25 protein-coding genes, 2 tRNA genes and 1 pseudogene are annotated in these 20,686 nt (G+C 58.0%); 17 read left to right on the plus strand and 11 right to left on the minus strand.

Translation table 11 applies throughout. The annotated features are described in order from the left end of the window. The first annotated feature begins 9 nt into the window (after positions 1–9). The 6 genes and pseudogenes from J3P81_RS23305 to J3P81_RS23330 all read left to right on the plus strand — a co-directional run bounded on the left by J3P81_RS23305 (position 10) and on the right by J3P81_RS23330 (position 4,538). Positions 10–85: transfer RNA gene (locus J3P81_RS23305), tRNA-Phe, on the plus strand. A gap of 116 nt (positions 86–201) precedes the next feature. Then, positions 202–530: pseudogene (locus J3P81_RS23310) on the plus strand (DHCW motif cupin fold protein). A 61-nt stretch (positions 531–591) separates the two neighbouring features. Then, positions 592–999 (plus strand): hypothetical protein, encoded by a 408-nt coding sequence (locus J3P81_RS23315; protein ID WP_420766346.1) that lies wholly within the window; start codon positions 592–594, stop codon positions 997–999. A 212-nt stretch (positions 1,000–1,211) separates the two neighbouring features. Continuing rightward, a complete protein-coding gene (locus J3P81_RS23320; RefSeq protein ID WP_434561146.1) occupies positions 1,212–1,820 on the plus strand; it encodes a biliverdin-producing heme oxygenase in 609 nt (202 codons plus the stop codon). After that, on the plus strand, positions 1,817–4,051 hold the full coding sequence (locus J3P81_RS23325) for an ATP-binding protein (protein WP_434561148.1): 2,235 nt from the start codon (positions 1,817–1,819) through the stop codon (positions 4,049–4,051). The genes J3P81_RS23320 and J3P81_RS23325 overlap by 4 nt, the downstream gene beginning before the upstream one ends. 40 nt (positions 4,052–4,091) lie before the next feature. After that, on the plus strand, positions 4,092–4,538 hold the full coding sequence (locus J3P81_RS23330; protein ID WP_420766349.1) for a hypothetical protein: 447 nt from the start codon (positions 4,092–4,094) through the stop codon (positions 4,536–4,538). A gap of 8 nt (positions 4,539–4,546) precedes the next feature. On the opposite strand, the gene J3P81_RS23335 is transcribed toward J3P81_RS23330, so the two are convergent. Further along, complete coding sequence (locus J3P81_RS23335) at positions 4,547–4,984, minus strand: carboxypeptidase regulatory-like domain-containing protein (protein WP_434561150.1); 438 nt, start codon at positions 4,982–4,984, stop codon at positions 4,547–4,549. 378 nt (positions 4,985–5,362) lie between these two features. On the opposite strand from J3P81_RS23335, the gene J3P81_RS23340 reads away from it, so the two are divergent. The 6 genes from J3P81_RS23340 to J3P81_RS23365 all read left to right on the plus strand — a co-directional run bounded on the left by J3P81_RS23340 (position 5,363) and on the right by J3P81_RS23365 (position 10,069). After that, entirely contained in the window at positions 5,363–6,136 is a 774-nt protein-coding gene (locus J3P81_RS23340; RefSeq protein ID WP_434561152.1) for an ABC transporter ATP-binding protein, read from the plus strand. Between the two features lie 13 nt (positions 6,137–6,149). Further along, entirely contained in the window at positions 6,150–6,902 is a 753-nt protein-coding gene (locus J3P81_RS23345; protein WP_434561154.1) for an ABC transporter substrate-binding protein, read from the plus strand. Between the two features lie 78 nt (positions 6,903–6,980). Beyond that, positions 6,981–7,676: an ABC transporter permease gene (locus J3P81_RS23350; protein WP_420766353.1), complete on the plus strand. Its 696-nt coding sequence runs from the start codon at positions 6,981–6,983 to the stop codon at positions 7,674–7,676. After that, positions 7,673–8,362, plus strand: a complete 690-nt coding sequence (locus tag J3P81_RS23355) for an ABC transporter permease (protein ID WP_420766354.1) — start codon at positions 7,673–7,675, stop codon at positions 8,360–8,362. Before J3P81_RS23350 ends, J3P81_RS23355 begins: the two co-directional genes overlap by 4 nt. Continuing rightward, entirely contained in the window at positions 8,343–9,572 is a 1,230-nt protein-coding gene (locus J3P81_RS23360; RefSeq protein WP_434564164.1) for a methyltransferase, read from the plus strand. Before J3P81_RS23355 ends, J3P81_RS23360 begins: the two co-directional genes overlap by 20 nt. A gap of 421 nt (positions 9,573–9,993) precedes the next feature. Beyond that, positions 9,994–10,069, plus strand: a tRNA-Thr gene (locus J3P81_RS23365). Between the two features lie 114 nt (positions 10,070–10,183). Here J3P81_RS23365 and J3P81_RS23370 read toward each other — a convergent pair. Next, the gene (locus tag J3P81_RS23370) at positions 10,184–10,474 is read right to left on the minus strand and encodes a type II toxin-antitoxin system RelE family toxin (protein WP_434561156.1); all 291 of its coding nucleotides are present in this window, start codon (positions 10,472–10,474) and stop codon (positions 10,184–10,186) included. Then, entirely contained in the window at positions 10,464–10,703 is a 240-nt protein-coding gene (locus tag J3P81_RS23375; RefSeq protein ID WP_027911784.1) for a type II toxin-antitoxin system RelB/DinJ family antitoxin, read from the minus strand. The genes J3P81_RS23370 and J3P81_RS23375 overlap by 11 nt, the downstream gene beginning before the upstream one ends. Positions 10,704–11,032: 329 nt before the next feature. Here J3P81_RS23375 and J3P81_RS23380 point away from each other — a divergent pair, with 329 nt between their 5' ends. Beyond that, positions 11,033–11,311 (plus strand): DUF3077 domain-containing protein, encoded by a 279-nt coding sequence (locus J3P81_RS23380; protein WP_434561158.1) that lies wholly within the window; start codon positions 11,033–11,035, stop codon positions 11,309–11,311. Positions 11,312–11,419: 108 nt separating this feature from the next. Here J3P81_RS23380 and J3P81_RS23385 read toward each other — a convergent pair whose 3' ends face one another. Beyond that, positions 11,420–11,734, minus strand: coding sequence for an SDR family oxidoreductase (locus J3P81_RS23385; protein WP_434561160.1), 315 nt, complete (start codon positions 11,732–11,734; stop codon positions 11,420–11,422). Between J3P81_RS23385 and J3P81_RS23390 the strand changes: the two genes are divergently transcribed. Next, complete coding sequence (locus J3P81_RS23390; RefSeq protein WP_434561162.1) at positions 11,644–11,901, plus strand: LysR substrate-binding domain-containing protein; 258 nt, start codon at positions 11,644–11,646, stop codon at positions 11,899–11,901. The two genes, J3P81_RS23385 and J3P81_RS23390, sit on opposite strands and share 91 nt — an antisense overlap. Positions 11,902–12,088: 187 nt before the next feature. Next, positions 12,089–13,696, plus strand: coding sequence for a methyl-accepting chemotaxis protein (locus J3P81_RS23395; protein WP_434561164.1), 1,608 nt, complete (start codon positions 12,089–12,091; stop codon positions 13,694–13,696). A gap of 4 nt (positions 13,697–13,700) precedes the next feature. Here J3P81_RS23395 and J3P81_RS23400 read toward each other — a convergent pair whose 3' ends face one another. Then, the gene (locus tag J3P81_RS23400) at positions 13,701–14,378 is read right to left on the minus strand and encodes an RES family NAD+ phosphorylase (RefSeq protein ID WP_420766400.1); all 678 of its coding nucleotides are present in this window, start codon (positions 14,376–14,378) and stop codon (positions 13,701–13,703) included. Then, entirely contained in the window at positions 14,378–14,788 is a 411-nt protein-coding gene (locus J3P81_RS23405) for an MbcA/ParS/Xre antitoxin family protein (protein WP_434561166.1), read from the minus strand. Before J3P81_RS23405 ends, J3P81_RS23400 begins: the two co-directional genes overlap by 1 nt. A 334-nt stretch (positions 14,789–15,122) precedes the next feature. On the opposite strand from J3P81_RS23405, the gene J3P81_RS23410 reads away from it, so the two are divergent. Beyond that, positions 15,123–16,046 carry a LysR family transcriptional regulator gene (locus J3P81_RS23410; protein ID WP_434561168.1) on the plus strand — a complete coding sequence of 308 codons (924 nt, stop codon included), beginning with the start codon at positions 15,123–15,125 and terminating at the stop codon, positions 16,044–16,046. On the opposite strand, the gene J3P81_RS23415 is transcribed toward J3P81_RS23410, so the two are convergent. From J3P81_RS23415 to J3P81_RS23430, 4 genes are read right to left on the minus strand one after another with little or no spacing between them, the layout of a single operon-like run. Then, positions 15,963–16,280, minus strand: a complete 318-nt coding sequence (locus tag J3P81_RS23415) for an AzlD domain-containing protein (RefSeq protein ID WP_039592671.1) — start codon at positions 16,278–16,280, stop codon at positions 15,963–15,965. The two genes, J3P81_RS23410 and J3P81_RS23415, sit on opposite strands and share 84 nt — an antisense overlap. Beyond that, on the minus strand, positions 16,259–16,972 hold the full coding sequence (locus J3P81_RS23420) for an AzlC family ABC transporter permease (protein WP_420766403.1): 714 nt from the start codon (positions 16,970–16,972) through the stop codon (positions 16,259–16,261). Before J3P81_RS23420 ends, J3P81_RS23415 begins: the two co-directional genes overlap by 22 nt. Continuing rightward, complete coding sequence (locus J3P81_RS23425) at positions 16,969–17,406, minus strand: GNAT family N-acetyltransferase (RefSeq protein ID WP_420766507.1); 438 nt, start codon at positions 17,404–17,406, stop codon at positions 16,969–16,971. Before J3P81_RS23425 ends, J3P81_RS23420 begins: the two co-directional genes overlap by 4 nt. A 13-nt stretch (positions 17,407–17,419) precedes the next feature. Continuing rightward, positions 17,420–18,166 (minus strand): 2OG-Fe dioxygenase family protein, encoded by a 747-nt coding sequence (locus tag J3P81_RS23430; RefSeq protein ID WP_420766404.1) that lies wholly within the window; start codon positions 18,164–18,166, stop codon positions 17,420–17,422. Between the two features lie 399 nt (positions 18,167–18,565). Between J3P81_RS23430 and J3P81_RS23435 the strand changes: the two genes are divergently transcribed. After that, the gene (locus tag J3P81_RS23435) at positions 18,566–19,324 is read left to right on the plus strand and encodes a DUF4123 domain-containing protein (protein ID WP_434561170.1); all 759 of its coding nucleotides are present in this window, start codon (positions 18,566–18,568) and stop codon (positions 19,322–19,324) included. Between the two features lie 70 nt (positions 19,325–19,394). Here the strand turns inward: J3P81_RS23435 and J3P81_RS23440 are convergent, their stop codons facing one another. Continuing rightward, on the minus strand, positions 19,395–20,681 hold the full coding sequence (locus J3P81_RS23440; RefSeq protein ID WP_434561172.1) for an OprD family porin: 1,287 nt from the start codon (positions 20,679–20,681) through the stop codon (positions 19,395–19,397). Positions 20,682–20,686 lie beyond the last annotated feature (5 nt).

The raw sequence follows: 20,686 nt of genomic DNA on the forward strand, positions 1-20,686 counted from the left end.
CGCCCCGTTGCCCAGATAGCTCAGTCGGTAGAGCAGGGGATTGAAAATCCCCGTGTCGGCGGTTCGATTCCGTCTCTGGGCACCAAATACCGAAAACCCCGATCAAGAAATTGATCGGGGTTTTTTATTGCCCGGATTTTTCTTCCGCCGCCCTATCGACTCAGCTACATTCGTCCGCTCCCCTCCAGCAAGCGAGTCGAAATGGACATCACTGGCATCCCCTTCGGCACCACCGATTGGTCCACCATCGAGCCCACCGAGCATAAGGGCATTACCGGAACCGCTTTTGGCGAACGCGGCAGTTCGGGAGCATTCGGGTACGGATGGTGGAATACACCGCCGGTTACCTGGCCGACCATTGGTGCACCAAGGGCCATATCCTGTTTTGCCTAAAGGGCGAGCTCGATACCGAACTCGAAGATGGCCGGCAATTTTTGCTCAAGCCAGGCATGAGCTACCAGGTGGCGGACCAGGCCGAGCCCCATCGGTCTTCGACTTCATCAGGGGCCACGCTCTTCATAGTCGATTGAGATTCGAAGCGTCCGCGTCGAAGCTGTAGGATAGATCGTCTTATCCATCAGGAATCCGACCATGTCATCGGCGAACAAACAGCACAAACGCAGCCAGCGCGCGAAGGCGAAAGCCAAGAACAACCGCATTCAGCGTGCTGCTGCGCCAAACGATTTCCTTGACCCGAACGATGAACGCATCGACTTGGAAACCGTGGACTTGTCGGATCTGTTCCGACTCATGAGCGCCGCCGAAAAGGTCAGCCAGAAAGCCATGTGCGAAGCATTCCTGGCACATCCGCTACTGGCGCTCGTGTTGGAACAGGAAGGCGAAGAAGAGGCCACCGACTTCATCATCACTGCATTGATCGAGTACCGTCGCCTGACCACGGGTGTCGATGAGCAGACCGCGCTGGATTGGGTGGAAAGCAAGCAATTCCAAGCCGACTATGTGGCCGCATCCCAAGCACTGAGCCAAGGCCAAGCCTGATTTTACGGCGTAGCCTATCGTGGATACGCCCAACGGCTGGACACCCGCCGTGAAGGTAATGAACACCTCTTCGCCGGCCAATACCAGGAGCGACAGACCGGCCATGCCGCCCGAACAATAAAGCGGGCTATTGACGATCGCCCACCCAATAAACCTGTGTAAGATTGATGCGTTTTTTTCTGCAACGCTCCACTCAAAGAGCTTCATTCTGCATGCCTGCACCGTCCGCCCCTCCGCCCTCCCTGATCCAGGCATTGCGGACTGAAACCGCTGAACTGCACATTGCCCTTGAGAAACGCTTGCCGTTTTTCTCGGAGCAACTGGATCTAGGCCTGTACCGGCGCTTGATAGCGGCATACCACGGTTTTTATGAGCCACTGGAACGTCGCCTCCATATTCTCGCGCTGACGCCGACGGGGCTGGACCAATCCCTACGCATCAAGCTGCCGGTGCTACGAGCGGATCTCATGGCGCTGGGTCTGGACGAAATGGCGATTGACTCGCTACCCGTCTGCCAACTCCTGCCGCAGATTGATTCTCCGGCCGCCGCCCTCGGCGTTTCCTATGTGCTGGAAGGCGCAACATTAGGCGGACAGATCCTGCGACGCAGGGTGGCCGAACAGTTAGGTCTCGATTCATCCAGCGGTGCCGCTTTCCTCGACGTTTATGGAGAACTTACCGGCCGGCGCTGGAAGGATTTTCTTCAGTATCTAGGTGACCGGAACCTTGGCGACGACCAGATGCTCGAAGCCACACGCGCTGCCAAGGCGACATTCATCTGTTTTGAACGCTGGCTGGCCAGTCAGGAGGTTCTGTTATGAAACCGGAAAACCAAGAAGCCTTCGAAGAATTGCTGGCCAATTGCGCAGACGAACCGATCCGCTTCCCCGGGGCCATCCAGCCTCACGGCGTATTGCTGATGCTGTCCGAGCCTGATTTCGTGATCCGCCAGGTCAGCGCAAACGCGCAACAACTGACAGGGTATGATCCTCAAGAGCTTCTCGGTCTGCCCCTGGATGCACTGTTTGGGCAGGAACAGGCCGCAACCCTTCTGGAAGCTTTCCGCACCGAAACTGAAAGAGACAACGTTCCGCTCGACATCGTAGTGAACCAGCAGCGCTTCGACGCCCTGATCCACCGCCATCAGGGCGCCTTGATTGTCGAACTGGAACAGCACCTGACCGACTACCGCCCCGAGGGCGTCAATGGCGAGGCCAACCTGGGCCGCATGCTGCAGCGTCTGCAAAGCGCGAAAACGCTCCAGGCCCTGTACGAAATCAGCGTGCGGGAGATCCAGGCCATGACCGGATACGACCGCGTCCTGATTTATCGTTTCGAGGAAGGAGGCCACGGGCAAGTCATTGCCGAGGCCAGCGCGCCTTCGATGGAGCTCTACAAGGGCCTGTTTTTCCCAGCATCGGACATTCCGGAACAGGCTCGCGAGCTGTATCGCACCAACTGGTTGCGCATCATCCCCAACGCCGACTACACGCCGGTACCGCTGATACCCGAGCTGCGCCCCGATACGCAGGCGCCACTGGACTTGAGCTTTTCCACGCTGCGCAGCGTCTCGCCGATTCACCGTCAATACATGAAGAACATGGGCGTGTTGTCATCCATGAGCATCTCGCTGATGAAAGGCGAGCAATTATGGGGATTGATCAGCTGCGGCAACCGCCAGCCGCTGCATGTTCCCCACCAAATGCGCATGGCCTGCCAGACGATCGGCCAGATCCTCTCACTGCAGATCAGTGCGATGGAGGCTCTTGAACTGGCAGGGCAACGGGACGCCAAGCTCGAAGACCTCGGGGCGCTTGCCACTCTCATGGCCGAATCCAGCGAAAACGTCTTTGACAGTCTGTCCCACGACCCACAGCGTCTGATGGAACTCACCGGGGCCAATGGCGTTGCGATCATCGAGGACAACAAGCTGCATCGCCACGGACAGTGCCCGGAACCGGAGCAGATTCGTGAATTGCACAAATGGATAATGGAAACCGACCAACCGGTTTTTGCTCACCATAACCTGGGCGAAATTTTCGCGCCGGCCAAGGCTTATCCGGAGGTTGCGAGCGGTGTGCTGGCGATTCACCTGCCCAAGCCCGTGGAAAATGGCGTGCTGTGGTTCCGCCCCGAGGTCAAGCAAACCATCAATTGGAGCGGTGACCCTCAAAAACCCCTCGACCTGGAGCAAAGCGCCACCGGACTACGCTTACGCCCGAGGACGTCGTTCGAAATCTGGAAAGTCGAAATGGGGGGCATCAGTACCAAATGGAGCCATGGCGATGTATTCGCCGCCAACGACCTGCGGCGCTCGGCCCTGGAAAACGACTTGGCACGGCAAGTTCGCAAGGAGCGCCAGGCGGTGCAGGCCCGGGATGAGTTGGTTGCAGTCGTGTCCCATGATTTGCGCAACCCGATGACGGTCATTTCCATGCTGTGCGGCATGATGCAAAAGGCTTTCAGCTCCGATGGCTCCCATAGCTCGAAGCGAATTTCCTCGGCCATCGATACCATGCAGCAGGCCGCCAGCCGTATGAATTCGCTCCTGGAGGACCTTCTCGACACCTCGCGAATCGACGCCGGCCGCTACACCATCCACCCCAAGCCGATGGACGTGAGCCAGATATTCGAAGACGCGTGTTCATTACTGACGCCGCTGGCCTCTGCCAAGGCCATCGATATCTCTTTCCACGCCGAACCCAACCTCAGGATCAACGCGGACCCGGAGCGATTGTTCCAGGTGCTGTCCAATCTGATTGGCAATGCCATCAAGTTCACGCCGCAGAAAGGTAGCGTAGGTATCAGCGCAATGTCGGTGGGCGATGAGATCGTATTCAGTGTCCGCGACACTGGTGAGGGCATCGCGCCAGAACAACTGCCTCATGTTTTCGACCGTTACTGGACCACCAAGGACGGCAACCCGAACGGCACCGGCCTCGGCCTTTATATTTCCAAGGGGATTGTCCAGGCTCATGGCGGTAAACTGCAGGCCGAAAGCCAGCCAGGCAAAGGCAGCGAATTCCGCTTCACCGTGCCGAAAGTCGATTGAGCCGGCCACCGCCCCCTAACGAACTGGAAACCGAAGCCCAATGGCCTCACTGAACAAACAGCAGAAACGCGCCAAGCGCGCCAAAGACAAAGCCAAGCAAATCCGTATGACCGGGCGCAAATCCATCCCGATGTACGGCGATCCGGCTCACGCCACTGCCCAGCCGCCGGTCTATGTGCTGGAGCTATTCGCCAAGTTGCGTGAAGCCGAGGCCGTCAGCCGCAGCCAGATGCTCGACACGCTGCTTGCCGACGTTAGCGAAATGATCATCGAGCGTCCGGGCCTGCTGGACCTCAAGAACGCGGAAAACGAGGGCATGGCCGCCACCAACCTGGCCGCCGATATGCTGGTGGACTACCGCATGTGGGCCGACGACATGGACCGCGAGGCCGCCCAGCGCTGGCTCAGCACGCCGGAATTCATCAAGGACTTCAGCGAGGCGCTGGACCGTTATCGCCAATCCATGGAAGAGCCCGCCAGCGAGTAAGCTCTCGGCTACTCGCTGCTGTTCCAATGGAACACTAGCTTGCGCGCGGCTCCGCTGCTTACTTTGGCGGTGTCGCGACGCTCCTCGCCGTTACGCGTCGCTATCAAGCTGTAACTGCCCGGCGGCAGTTGTACATACACCAACGGGCCTGCGTCGCTGAGCGTCAGCAATGTCTGTCCCGTTGAGCTTCGCACGGTCACCTCCACATCCGGGACGTATTTGCCCTCCGGGCCGATCGCAAAAGTCATGTGCAGGTTGTAGCCCTGGGCCTGTTCGATGGCCCGGGCTTCGTCCTCGCCGATACCGCCGGACAGGTAGCTGATACCGTTCTGTTGCATGGGCTGGACCTGGACGCCTGCGTTGTCGATGGGCGCGAGGTTGGTGGCGTTGAGCATGATGGGAAAAAGCAGCGCACCCAGAACGATGGGGCAATATAGCAATTTCATGACCACAACTCCTGATAGGGAACACCACCTCGTTTGATCGTTTTATGAACACCCATGTTCAGATCGATTGGAAGTTGAGCCGAATGCCAAACGGAATAGACAACGCTCATCCGGTTAACCCTTCCCACCCCCGCCCAAAGCTGGCACCATCGCGCCTTTTTTTACGCGACTCCCCGGGCAAATCGCCGATGGACAGGGTTCAAACAGCCGTTCGGTTGTTGATGGCGCGACAGTCTGCTGCGCCGATGCGACAACCTGTCACTCATCATCGGTCTACCATCCGAAGCGCTGTTGGCTGTCATTCGGACGCATGCTAGCTTGGCCGCCTCGCCAGGAAGGCTGCCAATAGCAAGGGAGCACAAATCATGAGGACCGCACATGGCCCAGGCCACGCCCGCGCTTGAAATCCGCAACTTGCACAAACGCTACGCAAAGCTGGAGGTGCTCAAAGGCGTCTCGCTGACCGCTCGCGACGGTGACGTGATCTCGATCCTGGGTTCCTCCGGCTCCGGCAAGTCCACGTTTTTGCGTTGCATCAATCTGCTGGAGAATCCCAACCAGGGTCAGATTCTGGTCGCAGGCGAGGAGCTCAAGCTCAAGGCTGCCAAAAACGGTGAGCTGATTGCCGCCGATGGCAAACAGATCAATCGCATGCGCAGCAAGATTGGTTTTGTATTTCAAAACTTTAATCTCTGGCCGCACATGAGCGTGCTCGACAACATCATCGAAGCCCCGCGCCGCGTGCTGGGCCAGAGCAAGGCCGAAGCCGTGGAAGTGGCCGAAGCCTTGCTGGCCAAGGTCGGCATTGCTGACAAGCGCCACGCCTACCCTGCCGAACTGTCCGGCGGCCAGCAACAACGTGCCGCCATCGCCCGCACATTGGCGATGCAACCTAAAGTCATTCTGTTCGACGAGCCGACTTCTGCCCTTGACCCGGAAATGGTCCAGGAAGTACTAAGCGTGATCCGCGCCCTCGCCGAAGAAGGTCGTACCATGCTGCTCGTAACCCACGAGATGGGCTTCGCCCGCCAGGTATCGAGCGAAGTCGTGTTCCTTCACCAAGGGCTGATCGAGGAGCAAGGGTCGCCGCAGCAGGTCTTCGAAAACCCGCTTTCGGCGCGCTGCAAACAATTCATGTCCAGCAACCGCTAACGGAGCAGTACCTATGCAGACCTACAGGAAATTCTTTTTGGCTGCTGCCGCCAGCCTGGTCTTCTCGGCCAACGTCATGGCGGCCGACAAACTGAAAATGGGCATCGAGGCGGCCTATCCGCCGTTCAATAACAAGGATGCCAGCGGCCAGGTCGTAGGCTTCGATAAAGACATCGGCGACGCGCTGTGCGCCAAGATGAAAGTTGAATGTGAAGTGGTCACTTCCGACTGGGACGGCATCATTCCGGCCTTGATGGCCCAAAAGTTCGATTTCCTGATTTCTTCGTTGTCGATCAACGAAGAGCGCAAGCAGGCCGTTGATTTCACCGACCCGTACTACTCCAACAAGCTGCAGTTCATTGCGCCGAAAAACGTCGAGTTCAAAGTCGATAAAGATTCCCTCAAGGGCAAGGTCATCGGAGCCCAGCGTTCCACCCTGGCTGGTACCTGGATGGAAGACAACATGGAAGGCGTCGAACTGAAACTCTACGATACCCAGGAAAACGCCTATCTGGACCTGACCTCCGGCCGCGTTGACGGGATCCTGGCGGACAAATACGTGAACTACGACTGGCTGAAAACCGACGCCGGCCGTGCCTATGAGTTCAAGGGCGACCCAGTGGTGGAAGGCGACAAGATCGCCATTGCAGTGCGCAAGGGTAATGATGAACTGCGCAACAAACTGAATGCCGCGCTGAAGGAAATCGTTGCCGACGGCACCTATAAAAAGATCAACGACAAGTACTTCCCGTTCAGCATCTATTGATACTGACGTGCCTGGCCGGCGTTGCTACCCAGTAGCGCCGGCCCTTAGCAAAGCCTGCCGCGATATGAACACACGCCCATGATGATCGACCTCTACGGATTCGGCCCGGCGCTTGCCGCCGGCGCGCTGATGACCGTCAAGCTGGCCCTTTCGGCTCTCTGCCTGGGGCTGGTGCTCGGCCTGCTCGGCGCCTTGGCCAAGACCTCCCCGTACAAGCCGTTGCAATGGCTTGGCGGCACCTATTCGACACTGGTCCGCGGCATTCCGGAATTGCTCTGGGTGCTGTTGATCTACTTCGGTACCGTCAACCTGATGCGTGCCTTGGGCGAATATTTCGGCAATCCCGACCTAGCCCTCAATGCCTTCGCCGCCGGCGTCATCGCCCTCGGCCTATGCTTTGGCGCCTACGCCACCGAAGTATTTCGCGGTGCGATCCTGGCGATACCCAAGGGGCACCGTGAAGCCGGCGTGGCGCTTGGCCTGTCGAAATGGCGGATCTTCACCCGATTGATCCTGCCGCAGATGTGGCGCATCGCCCTGCCCGGCCTGGGCAATCTGTTCATGATCCTCATGAAGGATACCGCACTGGTTTCGGTGATCGGCCTGGAAGAAATCATGCGCCACGCGCAAATCGGCGTGACCATTTCCAAGCAACCGTTCACTTTCTATATGGTCGCAGCGCTTATGTATCTGGGCCTGACGGTGCTCGCCATGATCGGCATGCACCTGCTGGAAAAACGCGCCGCCCGCGGCTTTGCCAGGAGCACCCAATGAACTGGGAAGTCATCATCAAATGGCTGCCGAAACTGGCCCAGGGCGCCACGCTTACACTGGAGCTGGTGGCCATCGCGGTGATCGCCGGCTTGCTGCTGGCGATCCCATTGGGCATCGCCCGTTCATCGCGGCTGTGGTACGTGCGGGCGTTTCCCTACGCCTACATCTTCTTTTTCCGTGGTACGCCACTGCTGGTCCAGTTGTTCCTGGTCTATTACGGCCTGGCACAGTTCGATGCCGTGCGCAGCAGCGCGCTGTGGCCGTATCTGCGGGACCCGTTCTGGTGCGCCACGGCCACCATGACCCTGCACACCGCCGCCTACATCGCCGAGATCCTGCGCGGCGCCATCCAGGCCATTCCCCGCGGCGAAATCGAAGCCGCACGAGCCTTGGGCATGTCGCGGCCCAAGGCGCTGTTCTACATCATGCTGCCCCGGGCCGCGCGCATCGGCTTGCCCGCCTACAGCAACGAAGTGATCCTGATGCTCAAGGCCAGCGCCCTGGCAAGCACGGTGACCCTGCTGGAACTCACCGGCATGGCGCGCACCATCATTGCCAGGACCTACATGCCAGTGGAGATTTTCTTCGCGGCCGGCATGTTCTACCTGCTGATGTCCTTCGTACTGGTGCAAGGCTTCAAGCAGCTTGAACGCTGGCTTCGCGTCGATGCCTGCCAAGGGCGCTGACAGCCAAGTGCTGACGGGTGAAGCATTGCTCACCCGTTTCACCGCGCTGGATGCGTTTCTTACAACGCACCAGTCACTATGGAAGCCTCGGCCCTTCACGCATCTGCAATTGCCTTGGGAAACTTCCCACCCGGAATTGGCCCGATGGCTACGCGAGCGTTCGCTGGACGCAGCGGAAAACGACCATCATCAACCATGGTTGATTGAGAGCGCGCCAGCGCCATTCCCGGAACTGGCTGCTCTCTCCCGGGCATTGAGCGCCGTGGCTGAATTGCCGGCCAACTCGCTCGAAGCTCCCAGCCATCGCCTCAACGTCGACGTACCCGGGCGCAAATGGCAGCAGATAGAAGCCTTTGCCAGCCGCCTGCGCTTCACCACCCCACCGATCCATTGGCTCGATTGGTGCGCCGGTAAAGGCCACCTTGGCCGGCGCCTGTTGCAGGATGGACAACAACTGACCTGCCTGGAACACGACCCCGCCTTGGTCGCCAGCGGCCAGTTGCTGAGCCAACGCCATCACCTGCCCGCCACGCACTCGCAACAAGACGTATTGGCGGCAGACGCAAATCAGGCGCTGCGCCCCGGACACACCCCGGTGGCTCTGCACGCTTGCGGCGACTTGCATGTGCGGCTGATGCGTCTGGCCAGCGCCGCTGGCTGCGCACAATTGGCTATCGCGCCGTGCTGCTACAACCGCATCAGCACCTCGGAATATCAGCCGCTGTCCGACGCCGCAAAAGGCTCTGCCCTACAACTGTCGCTCGACGATCTCAGCCTGCCGCAGACCGAGACCGTCACCGCAGGCGCCCGCGTAAGAAGACAACGGGACCAATCCATGGCCTGGCGCCTGGGCTTCGACCTGCTGCAACGACAAATCAGAGGGCACGACGACTACCTACCCACGCCCTCCTTGCCCAGCGTCTGGCTGGAAAAATCCTTCGCCCAGTACTGCACCGACCTGGCGGCGCTGAAAAACTTATCCACAGTCGGCACTCCTGACTGGGCTGCCCTGGAAGCCGCTGGCCATCAGCGTTTGGCCGAAGTGCGTAATCTGGAATTGGTGCGAAGCCTCTTCCGCCGCCCCCTGGAGCTTTGGCTGGTCTTGGACCGGGCGCTTTTCCTTACTCAAAAAGGCTACAACGTCCGCCTTGGCACCTTCTGCGAGACACCTCTGACACCGCGCAACCTGCTGTTGCTGGCAGAACGTTAATGAGGCGAAACAGCCTGTGGATAACTCTGTTGATGAATTAAACCAGGATCCAAGAAAACCGCGATTTCCGGGCTGAATCTCAGCTGGTCATTTTTTGTTCACATGGATAAAAAACCATGAAAACAGCAGCTTGCGAGCAAACGGGAAAGCGGTCACAAAACAGAAAGATATCCCTCGCAGCGTCCTTTCGATTGTGCATAAGCGTTTGAGCAAACCAGCATAAAGGTTGGGTCTGGCGTCTTTTGCGCTCAGGCATCAAGTGCTTTGGCTTGCCTCGATTCGAGTCAGGCAACCGCACGCTACCAGGCCCCTCGCGCCCCGCCCAGCGGCGCCACATCCACCAGAACTGCAGCTCGTCTAAAAATAGTCAGAATTCAGGGGTTTACAGAACCTTCCCAATCGCTATAATCGTCGCCCACACGCCGGTATAGCTCAGTTGGTAGAGCAACTGACTTGTAATCAGTAGGTCCCGGGTTCGACTCCTGGTGCCGGCACCATACAAAACAAAGCCCTCGCAGAAATGCGGGGGCTTTGTTGTTTCTGGGTGTCCATTCCTGAAAAATCTGCGGGAGCAAGCTTGCTCGCGATGAGGCCATCAACTCACCGACAACTCAACCACCTAATCGCTCAGCCGCTTTCCGATAAACCTGATCTCGTTCACGTTTCTCGACGGCCACGACAAACACCACGACCTCATGATCAATCACCTGATAAACCAGCCGATAACCGCTGCTCCGCAGCTTAATCTTGTAGCAATCAGGAAAGGCATGCAGTCGGTTTGCTTCGATGCGCGGATTGGCCAGGATCGTCGTGAGCTTCTTTTTGAGCTGCTCACGGACGGTATTCCCTAGCTTTTGCCATTCCTTTAGCGCCCGTGCATCGAATTCGAGGTTATAGGTCATCTAGCGAAACCTTAACCCGCTGCGGGGCTGCGAGTCGCTCGCGCACCGTTGCGATCAGGGCTTCATCGTCCTCGGTCATCAGGACGGGCTTGAACGGCAACTGGCCGCGCTCCGCTACGTACTGCAGAGCTTGGCGCATCAGCTCAGAAGGGGTGACGCCGAGTTTTTCCAGCTCACGGTATGCACGCGCCTTGAGGTCGTCGTCGATACGAACGTTGATGGAAGCCATGAGATAGTCCTCGCTGTAATGACGTTAGTCTTTACAGTGAAGGAAAAGCTTGAGTCCGGCAAGCCCCAGAACTCATTCATCTCCAATCCAGGGTTACAAATACTTTTATCGGGACGTTGGCGACCTTTTCCAGCAACCTAAAATGGCTGTCAAATACCCGCCAAGCCTAGGTTGACCTGGTCGGCATGCTCAAATCGTGCGGTTTTTTTTATGCGCTAAAACTATGGGATGTTTTCGGCAGATCCGCACATACAAAACGAGGATCTGCTGCAGTCTCGCTTTATCACGTTGCCAGCCACCCGCCGCCAATTGGCGAACGGAGGCGCGCAATGACACATCCCAAAGACCTCAAAACCCCAGGCCTAACCCCCTTCTCCTACCACTCCGACCCCCCGCTATTCCGCGTCAACAGCGGCATCCCCATTGACGAAGCCCTATCCCACGCTTCCGACCTTCTCCACGTCGCCAAAGTCCTCGCCGAGGAAGCGGCGATGATTCGCGGCACGGATCGGTATGCCTGGGCTTCGTATTATTTGCAGGATATGAGCAAGGCCGTCATTGATGATGTGGTGAAGGTGCTGGAGGCGCCGGGGAGTCATCCGGTTTAAGGGTAGCGGGCCAATGCTGCTCGCTGGATGGGGCAGCATTGGCTTGAGCGGATAAAGAGGGGCTGCTTGCAGCCCAGCGGGAGCAATCTCCCTCGCCACGGGTTTGGGTCAGACCAACCGCGCACCGCCATCGATGTTCAGCGTGGCGCCGTTCATGAACGTGTTAGTCATCAGGAAAACCGTAGCCGCGCCTGCTTCAGCGGCAGTGCCCACGCGATGCAGCGGCAGCACCTGCTCCCATGCGCGAACGTACGCATCGCGCCCCTCACCCAAGGCTTTGCTGAAGATAGGCGTATCGATCGGGCCTGGAGACAGCGTGCGCCAGCGATGCGGTGGCTGCGGTGCTCGCCGCTGGCGGTGGCATCGGCATCTCACCCACTTATGTTGCCGCACCCTATGTCGCCCGGGGAGAACTGACGCCATTGTTTCCACAATTTGCCGTCGACCGTTCCTCCATTACCGCTTTGTGGCCGGAGAGCCGTCGGGGAAGCCCGAACGTCAAGGCGTTCGTGGGTTTTCTGAACGAACTGTTTCCTACCCCTACGCCATGGGACGAGATCGTCGCGAAGGGCGCCCTGACCTTTTCCTGAAATGCCTGCTTCCGGCTCACTGCGGGAAAGAAGGACGGCTTCGCAGCCCAACGGGAGCAAGCTCTCTCACCACCGGCTCATCCAATCATTTCTCCCGCCGATAGCTTCTGGTATGAGCCGTCGTCCCAAGACTCTGCTGGCGCTTGACTACACTTGCCCAGACATCTCGCTCCAGGAGCAGTTAGCGATGAAGATCCGCACCAAAGTCATAGGCTCGGGGTTGGTCAGTCTTTCCTTTGCGTTGCTGCTCGGCGGGATCGGATTGTGGGGCTATCACGCCATGACCGAGGCCTTGGCGCAGAACGAGACCAGTATTTCCGCCATGCGCAAGCACATGGAGGCGGACATGATGCACGACGCCATACGTGGCGATGTGTTGGCTGCCTTGCTAGTGGCGCCGGGAGATGCCGAAGGCGCAAAGGAAGTAAACGAGGCGTTTGATGAGCATTCACAGCGGATGCGCAAGGTCATTGCCGAAAACGCCGAGGCGCGGTTGCCTGGTACTATTTCCCAGACCATTTCCGAGCTCAAGCCTCAGGCCGAGGCCTATATTGCCTCAGCGAAGCAAGTGATTGGCAAGGCGCTGAGCGGCGCTCAGGATGGCCGGGCGTTGCGCATTGAATTCGACAAGGCATTTTCTGCCCTGGAGGAGCGCAACGAGGCGGTCAGTGAACTGATCGAGAGCCAGGCGCATTCCTCTCGCGAGTTTCAAGATCAGAGCATCAACACCTCCGAGCGCTGGTTGATCATCACCTTACTGGCCACGTGTGTGGCGTTGGCGTTGTTGTCGTGGAGCCTGCTCAAGGCTGTGCTCACGCCGCTGAATAAAATCATTCTCAATACCCAGGCCATTTCCCAAGGTGACCTGCAGCGCTCAATGGGCGCTCATGGAAATGACGAACTGGGGCAATTGCAGGCGGTGATAGAGCAAATGCAGGCCAACCTGCGGCAGATGATCGCCACCATTCGCGGTCAGAGCGATGAGTTGCACGGCACATCACGGAATCTGGGCGATACGGCGCGGCAGATTGTCTCCAGTGCCGACCAGCAGGCCCAGAGCGCCACCAGCATGGCGGCGAGCATGGAGCAAATGATGGCGAACATAAGCCAGATCCATCAACACGCCGACAGTGCGCGGACCATTTCGGCGCAGTCAGAACAACTGGCGAGCAGCGGTGGGCAGGTGATCCTTGGCGTAGTGGAAGGGATGAATCGGATCGCCGAAGTGGTCGCCCAGTCGTCCAGCAAAATCACCGCGCTGGATGCATCGTCCGAGGACATCCATTCCATTATCCAGGTGATCAAGAGCATCGCCGAACAGACCAATCTGCTGGCCCTCAACGCAGCCATCGAGGCCGCTCGCGCCGGCGAGGCGGGCCGCGGCTTTGCGGTGGTGGCCGACGAGGTACGCAACCTGGCGGCGCGCACGACGCAATCCACCCAGGAAATCACCGCGATGATCGAGCGCATCCAATCAAGCGCACGAGATGCGGTGGCGAACATGCAGGCCTGTGTGAGCCGAGTGGACGAAGGCGTGAACCTGGCGCAGCAGGCCGGGGTTTCCATCAGTGAAATCCGCACAGGCGCCCGGCATGCCGCCGAAGTGGTCGAGGAAATTTCTCAGACCATCGCCGAGCAATCAAAAGCCAGCGATGAGATGGCCCAACGGGTGGAGTCGATCGCCGAGCAGTCTAGGGAAAACACCCGCTCGATCCACGATTTGACGAAAACGGCAGATCATTTGAACGATGCCGCAGGCTCGATGCAGGCTTCGGTGCAGCAGTTCAAGATATGATCTATCACACTTGATTTACCTCAAACACAAACGAAATCTCCCGCTTCTGGGCGCTCCAGACATAACGAATATGCTTGCCCTGCACCGGAATCGACACCGCCGGCGGCCGGAACGCGGCGATGCATTCGTGACCAGGCAGGCGGACGCTGTTATACAAAAGCCCCCAGGACAAGGTTGCGCGCAACTCCCGGGCAAATACCTGGGACGGTCCATAGGCCGTGGGGTCTGGATTGTGCAGATGCGGATAATCGTGGCGAATGTCGTGCAGGGGTCTGACGACCTGGTTGACATAGGTACGCATGGTCAATTCCAGGTCCGGCTCGTTGGTCGCCCCCAAGAACCGAGCCTGGTGGTAACACGTCTCGGCAATGGCCGCTTCCTGGCTGCTGGCAGCGTAATAGACGCCAAACGTGCCATCGCTGAAACGGCTGCTTTTGCCGATATGGGTAAATGCCGCCATCACGGGTGACGAACCAGGACCCGAAACGCGATCTTCAGGACGAACCCTGGAGAGCACGCCGGCTTCTTCCATCAGCCGATCATTGGTCAAAGCTTCTAACGCATAGGCGGTGGCGAGGTCTTGCGGATCGAGCACATCTTCAAACAGGGTGATCGGCGGGAAACTGCTATTGACGATCCGATAGGCCCGTTTCCATTGCGGTTCCGCCAGAGGCGGCGCCATCAACCACGTACTCCGTCGAGGTACCGCCGCACATCGGCAATATCCACCACCCGCCCGGCCAACATGTACGACAGCGCTGACTGACCGTTGAACGGCGCGGCAGCATTGGGGCTGCTGACCCATTGATACACACGGTCGCGGCTGTTGCTGAAAATGATGCTCAGGGCTTTATGGATACCCATCAGGTATGAGATGCGCTCAAGGGTGTCTCGCGGCAGCCTGACGTTTTCGGGTAACTGCTTGTACTTGTAAAAGGTCGTGTTTCCTACTTTTCCCAACAAGGTGCGCTGCTGCTCGACGCTGCAGCCCCACAACTCCATCAGATTGAAGAAAAACTTCAAAGCGACTCGACCCGCATCCGGGGAGTCCAATTGTTGCTGGGTACTCAAGGTAATCGAAGAGGTCGCCATGAGGTCTGGCTCCTTTGCTACAGGTTGATCTCTGAAGATTAGTACATATACGTACAAATATTAAATTTTAATTCAAAAACGTACAACAGCGACTGTAATAAAGTCAGCTTCTCTACACGATGCGTCCCGTATTCCGGGTTAATTGAATTGGCCTACACGCCGCCCCAGCAAAAATCCAGAATCGCGCATAAGCTCCAATCATCGCCTGCCAGCGCTTTTCGCCACAAAACCGCGACAAGCGTGACAAGGTGCTTGATGATAGCCAGCATCGCACCGCCAGACCCGGCCAGGTGCCCAACAATAGCGAGCCCACTTAAGCAGAGGGCATTACCTCATGGATAGCAGAACCTTACGCAATCTCATGCGCATCATGCAGACCGGCTCGTTGTCGGCCGCCGCGGAACAGTCGTGCCTTACGGTGCAGGCATTGGCGGCGCAATTGAACAAGGTTGAGGAACAGTTCGGGTTCCGGTTGTTTCGTCGCTCGAACAAAGGCCTGACATTGACGACCCAAGGCTCTGAGTTGACGCCTTTCATGGATCAGGTTTTGGCGGCCACTCGGCAACTCGAAGAAAAGGTCGCGGCGCTCAAGGCCCCCAGGCAACGGAGCCTTAAAGTGGCGCTCAACACGACGCTTACGCCCGATTTCAATCGACGCATGATCGATCGCCTGATCGCGGTTTTTCCTGAATACCAGCTGGAGTTCAGTTATGCCGAGTCGATGGAGAACCTGAGCAAGCTGAAGAACGAGCATTTCGACCTGGCAATCCTGATCGGCCAACAAAGCGGTTTCACCAGTATCCCGATGCCGGATGTGCAAGTGCAGGTGGTCGGGGCCCATTGCGGTAACCAGGATGACTCCCTTGGCTTGCTCGTCGACAAATTCCAAGTGCGCCCTGCGCAGGAATGCCCGTATTCCCACAGCTTCTTGCGTTTTCTCGACGCGGGTCTCGGCGAATACGGACCCAGCCAGAGGATGGTGTATTCCTGCAGCGAAACGCTGACCTTGTCGCTGATCACCCAGCTCGACGGCCTGGGGCTTGTCTCCAGGGACGCGGCGATGCGCAACGGCTTGGCCATCTTCCCTGATTTCGAAGACTTCCTGGAAGTGCGCCTGGCGGTTAACAATCCCGAGCTTTGCGACCAGGCGCTGCACGATGTGGTAGACCTGACGCTACAGGAACGAACCGAGCGCGATATACGACGCCGTGCCCACCGCCACACTGAGAAACAGGTTGCGGCTGAAATACGCACATAGCAGTGTCGGAATCGCAGCATAGAACTCAGGGCGGTCGATCTGTATCTGTTGATCCTTGATCAACAACGGAGTCAGGCTGATGGCGGCGACAATCGCTACCGGCAGGTATTCCAGCGCGCGGGCGACGAAGGGTGGCCAGTTTTCCGTATTGACCTGCAATGGCAAGGCCCGCGGCAGGAAGGTCACGGCCATCATCAACACAACGACAAGGATCAGGAACGTTTGGTCAGGCATACGCCCACCCCGCAGCCAACAAACGTGGCGATGAATACGTTGAACGGTGAATTGCCCACCAGGCTGAGCACGCCCATGCAGACGACCGCCGCCAGAGCCGCAATCAGTTTGTTGCGCGTATTGCACAGCGAAACCAGGACGTAGAGCATCATGGCTGTCAGGGCGTAATCGAGCTGATATTTGATCAGGTGCGCTGCGTACTGCGCGCAGATGGCCCCCAACAAGCCGCCCAATACCCAGGACGCATGGCAAAAAAGGTTGAAGCCAATCAGGTAGCGCAAGCTGACCGGGGCCCCGCTACCCAGCTTGACGCTGTGGAAGGCGAACGACTCGTCCGTAAGCCCCGCCGCGTAGCACCAGCGCTCGAACCGACTGAGCCCCAACGCCCGTAATGCCTTGGCCATATAGACGGACATGAGCATGTGGCGCGCATTGATCAGGAACGTGGTGAGCACGATCGTGGTCAACGACGCACCGCTGGAAATCAGCGCCAGCGCAGCGAACTGCGAGGCGCCTGCGTAGACGAACAGGCACATCGCAACTGGCAGCCACAATGGCAGCCCAGCATTCACCGCCATCAGGCCGAACACAAACGAAACCGTGAAATAACCCGCTACTACCGGACTGGCTTCAGCGAAGGTTCGCGAGGCTTGTGGTTCGACCACCAGCGGCTGGCTGGAAGTCTTGTTCATAAATCCCTCTCGAAAGTGATTTCACCCTGGGGCTCGCAGAACCCCTGGGCGGCCCAGAAGCGCTTGCCAGCCAGGTTGGCATCGTCGACGAACAGAAACATGCGCAGTACACCCACGCGTTTCATATCCGCCGATGCCGCTTCCACCAGACGCTGGCCCAGGCCTTGGGTACGATGCCTCGGGCTGACCGCCAGGTGATTGATAGTGCCTCGAGTGCCCAGCATGCCGCCGATGACCGCGCCGACGACTTCACCCATCGCATCGAACGCCATGTAGGCGGTGGTGGTTTCCTGCAACAACACACCGCGCAGGAACCGCGCATCCTGCCACTCGCAGAATGACACCTCGGCAAAACCCCGGAAAAACTGCTCCAGTCGCTCCGCGTCCCTGACCATGGCTCGGCGCAACAGGACTTGCTGCACCGAATCGTCCATCGGTTCGAGCTGCTCAGCGAACAATGTCAAAAGCGGTCCCGGGCCGCGAGAAGGAGATCGCCAGAATCTGCCTGAACGCCATTTCATGGCTGTGGATATTGCGCGCCGGGGTCACATAATGGCGCATGTCCCGATCGAGGAAGAATGTCGTATCGAGGATATCCTCGTAAGTGGTTGCCGCCAGTTGTTCTTCCTGAGGGCTGTAGAGACGGCTTTCTGCACCGGACACGTTATTTCGGCCCCAGAAATGGACGCCGCTGAACGGATAGCCGTCGCAATGGATGCCTTCCGGGGTGATTTCCAATTGCTTGCCCGGCTTGATCTCGATGCGGATCTGATGGATCTGGCATTGCCAGATTTCGTCATGCAATTCCTGGGGCAGGACGTTTTTGTACACGTCGAAGTCTGTGTCGATCAGGCTGCGCATCACCGGAGAATTGATCACTTCGTTGGAGAAATCCTGGAAGTGCCGCTCCAATCCGCCCACGTAGCTGTTGTTGGCCTTGGACTGGACATAGGCTCGGTGTTCGAGCTGCTTGAGTTCACGAGTCGTGGGGTTGTATTCGAAATCGCTGTAGCGGCGAAAACGCATGCCTGACTCGGCCTGGCCGTAATAGCTGTCGGGCTCCATATTTTCCCAGCTTTTGGTCAGCCGGACAAAATCGCCGAAATGACCGTAGAGATTGAAGTCTCCACCGCGGACGTTGACGTATTTGTCACGTCTGAGCGCTTCGCCCACTTCCCTGTTCAAAACGATCATTTTTCATAGGTCTCCACTACATTGAGCGGACTAATCTATTAGGTGCAGGATTTGCGTCCATGAAAAAGTATTTGAAGCATTTCAAGCGATGTTTGAAACGGTGCAAAAAGTTTCATTAGTACGACTTTACGTTGGGAAAATTGCATCGCAGAACCCTCATTCCGGGGAAAGACCGCCCACAGCTTTCGACGCCACGAGGGTGCGCAAGTCATGGCACAACAGTGCGCAATCAATTAGGCATCTTTTGCTCGTCATTCTCGACTTCCGCTCCTCCAAACCATTGAAAATCCGTCGTAAACACCGAACCACGCGGCACTCGCCGAATCTGGCTTGATCCTTGATTGCTGCGCCTCATCCCCGGGTGAAGCCCGGCCCCATACCCTTGGCAAGGAGAGCCGGATGACGACCCTGGCGTTCAAGACCCTCGACCCCATCGCCTGGCTGGCCCAACAGCCCCTGCGGGAAAACGAACACCTTTACCTGATCATTAGCGCGGCGAGCGATACGGACGCCCTGGGGACCTATCGCCTGAGCGGACCTAGCCATCCGCTCCTGCCTATCTGGAGCGAAACGCCCTATTGCACCTGGCATGCGGTGATGCCCTACGTCACGAAACTCGCCCCCGAGTCAACGTTCCTGCCATGGATTACCGAAACCGACGCCCTCGATTGGGGCTGGCTTGCTGTCTCCCGTTGTGAACCGGAGGAGGTGCTGGCGCATCTGCGCAGCCTGACGCAAGTGAAAATGCCGAAAGGTCGCGAGGTGTTTTTCCGGTTTTGGGATGGACGTTTCATCTATCCGATCCTTGAAGGCCTGGGAGACGACGCCCAAGCCTTGCTACCGGTGTTCGAACGATATTTGATCAATGGCAAACCGCTGGAAGCAAGCCCGAGGAAGGTGCCGATGGTCCAGGATTGGCCATGGTGGGAAGTACCGCAAGGGTTACTCGATGCTTTAGCCGAGCAGGACCAGTCTGCGCCGATCGACAATCTGATGCAGTGGCTCGAAGAAGAACATCCTGATATCCATTGCGCATGGCCCAGGAGTGTTCTCAAGCGCAAGGTGGGCTATTTTTCAAAGCTCATCGGCGCTGAAGCCAATCCACAGCAAACCCTGCTTGATGTCCTGCGCCTTGAACAGAAAACGGTCTTGGAATAAAGGTAGGCACTTAGAAAAACCCGATCCAAAGATCGGGTTTTTCATCAAACGCGGGCGATGCAGTCAACGATCAAAAGACATTGATCGGATAATCCACGAACACCCGCAGTTCATTACCGCTGACGTTGTACTCACTGGACTTCTGCGACACGCGCAGGAACGAGCTGCGCAACCGCACGCTCAAGTCTTTGGCCGGTCCGCCCTGGACCACGTACTTGAACTGGTTGAAGATCTCGCGCTCGGTACCGCCTTCGCTGGTGGAGGTGGTGATGTTATCGCCACGCACATAGGCCACGTTATAAGTCAGGCCCGGTACACCGAAGGTGGTGAAATCCAGGCCATAGCCCAATTGCCAGCTGCGCTCGTCTTCGGCGTTGAAGTCCGACCAGTACGAGTTGGCCAGGTAGATGGTATTGCCGCCATCACCGACACGGTTCTGGTCACGCTGGTAGCCACCGTAGGCGTAGCCGAGGTTGCTGTCGCCGGTGCTGCGCTGATGGGCGAGCGTGAAGCTGTGCGGGCCGGTGGCGAAGGTCGCCGCCAGGCTCCAGATCTTATTGTCGTCCCCGGTGACGTTGTTTTCGCGAACGTAGCTGTTGTCCAGCTTGGTGCGATAACCGTTGAAGTCCAGCGTCAAGGACTGATCCTTGGCCAATGGAAACACGTAGTTGGCATTCACGTATTGCTTCTTCAAGACGTCTTCGACATCCGAGGCGTAGAGCGAAGCCTTGAACTGCTCGGTGAACTGATAGCTGCCGCCCAACACGTTGATCGACTTCAGACCACCACTGTCACGACCTTCGGCGCTCTTGCGCGACTCGGCAGTGAAGCGGCCTGCGTTCAGTTCAAGGCCTTTGATTTCCTTGGAGGTGATCAGCGTGCCGGTGTAGCTTTCCGGCAGCAGGCGCGAGTTGTCATAGTTCAACACCGGCAGGGCCGGCATCTGGTCACCGTAGGCCAGCACCGTGTTGGAAACCCGGAACTTCACCGCGGCACCGAACTTGGACAGGTCGTCGGCGGCGTTGCCACTGTCACCCTTCTTGAAAAAGTCGATGCCTTGCGCACCGGTGCGCCCCTTGCCGCCGTCCAGGCGCAGTGCGTACAGGCCGAAGGCGTCCACGCCTACGCCCACGGTGCCTTGGGTGAAGCCGGACGAGAACGTACCGATGGCCGCTTGGCCCCATTCGGCCTTGTCCCGGTTGCCGTCCTTGTAGTCGCGACTGATGTAGGCGTTGCGCAACAGCACTTTCAGGCTGCTGTCTTCAACGAACCCCTTGGATTCAGCCTGGTCGTTGGCCATGGCTTGTGTGCTGCTCAATATCCCCAGTGCTATCAAAGTAAAGCGCTTGTTCAACATGATTA

The sequence above is a fragment of the Pseudomonas sp. R1-6 genome (genome assembly GCF_051132115.1).
Lineage (GTDB): Bacteria > Pseudomonadota > Gammaproteobacteria > Pseudomonadales > Pseudomonadaceae > Aquipseudomonas.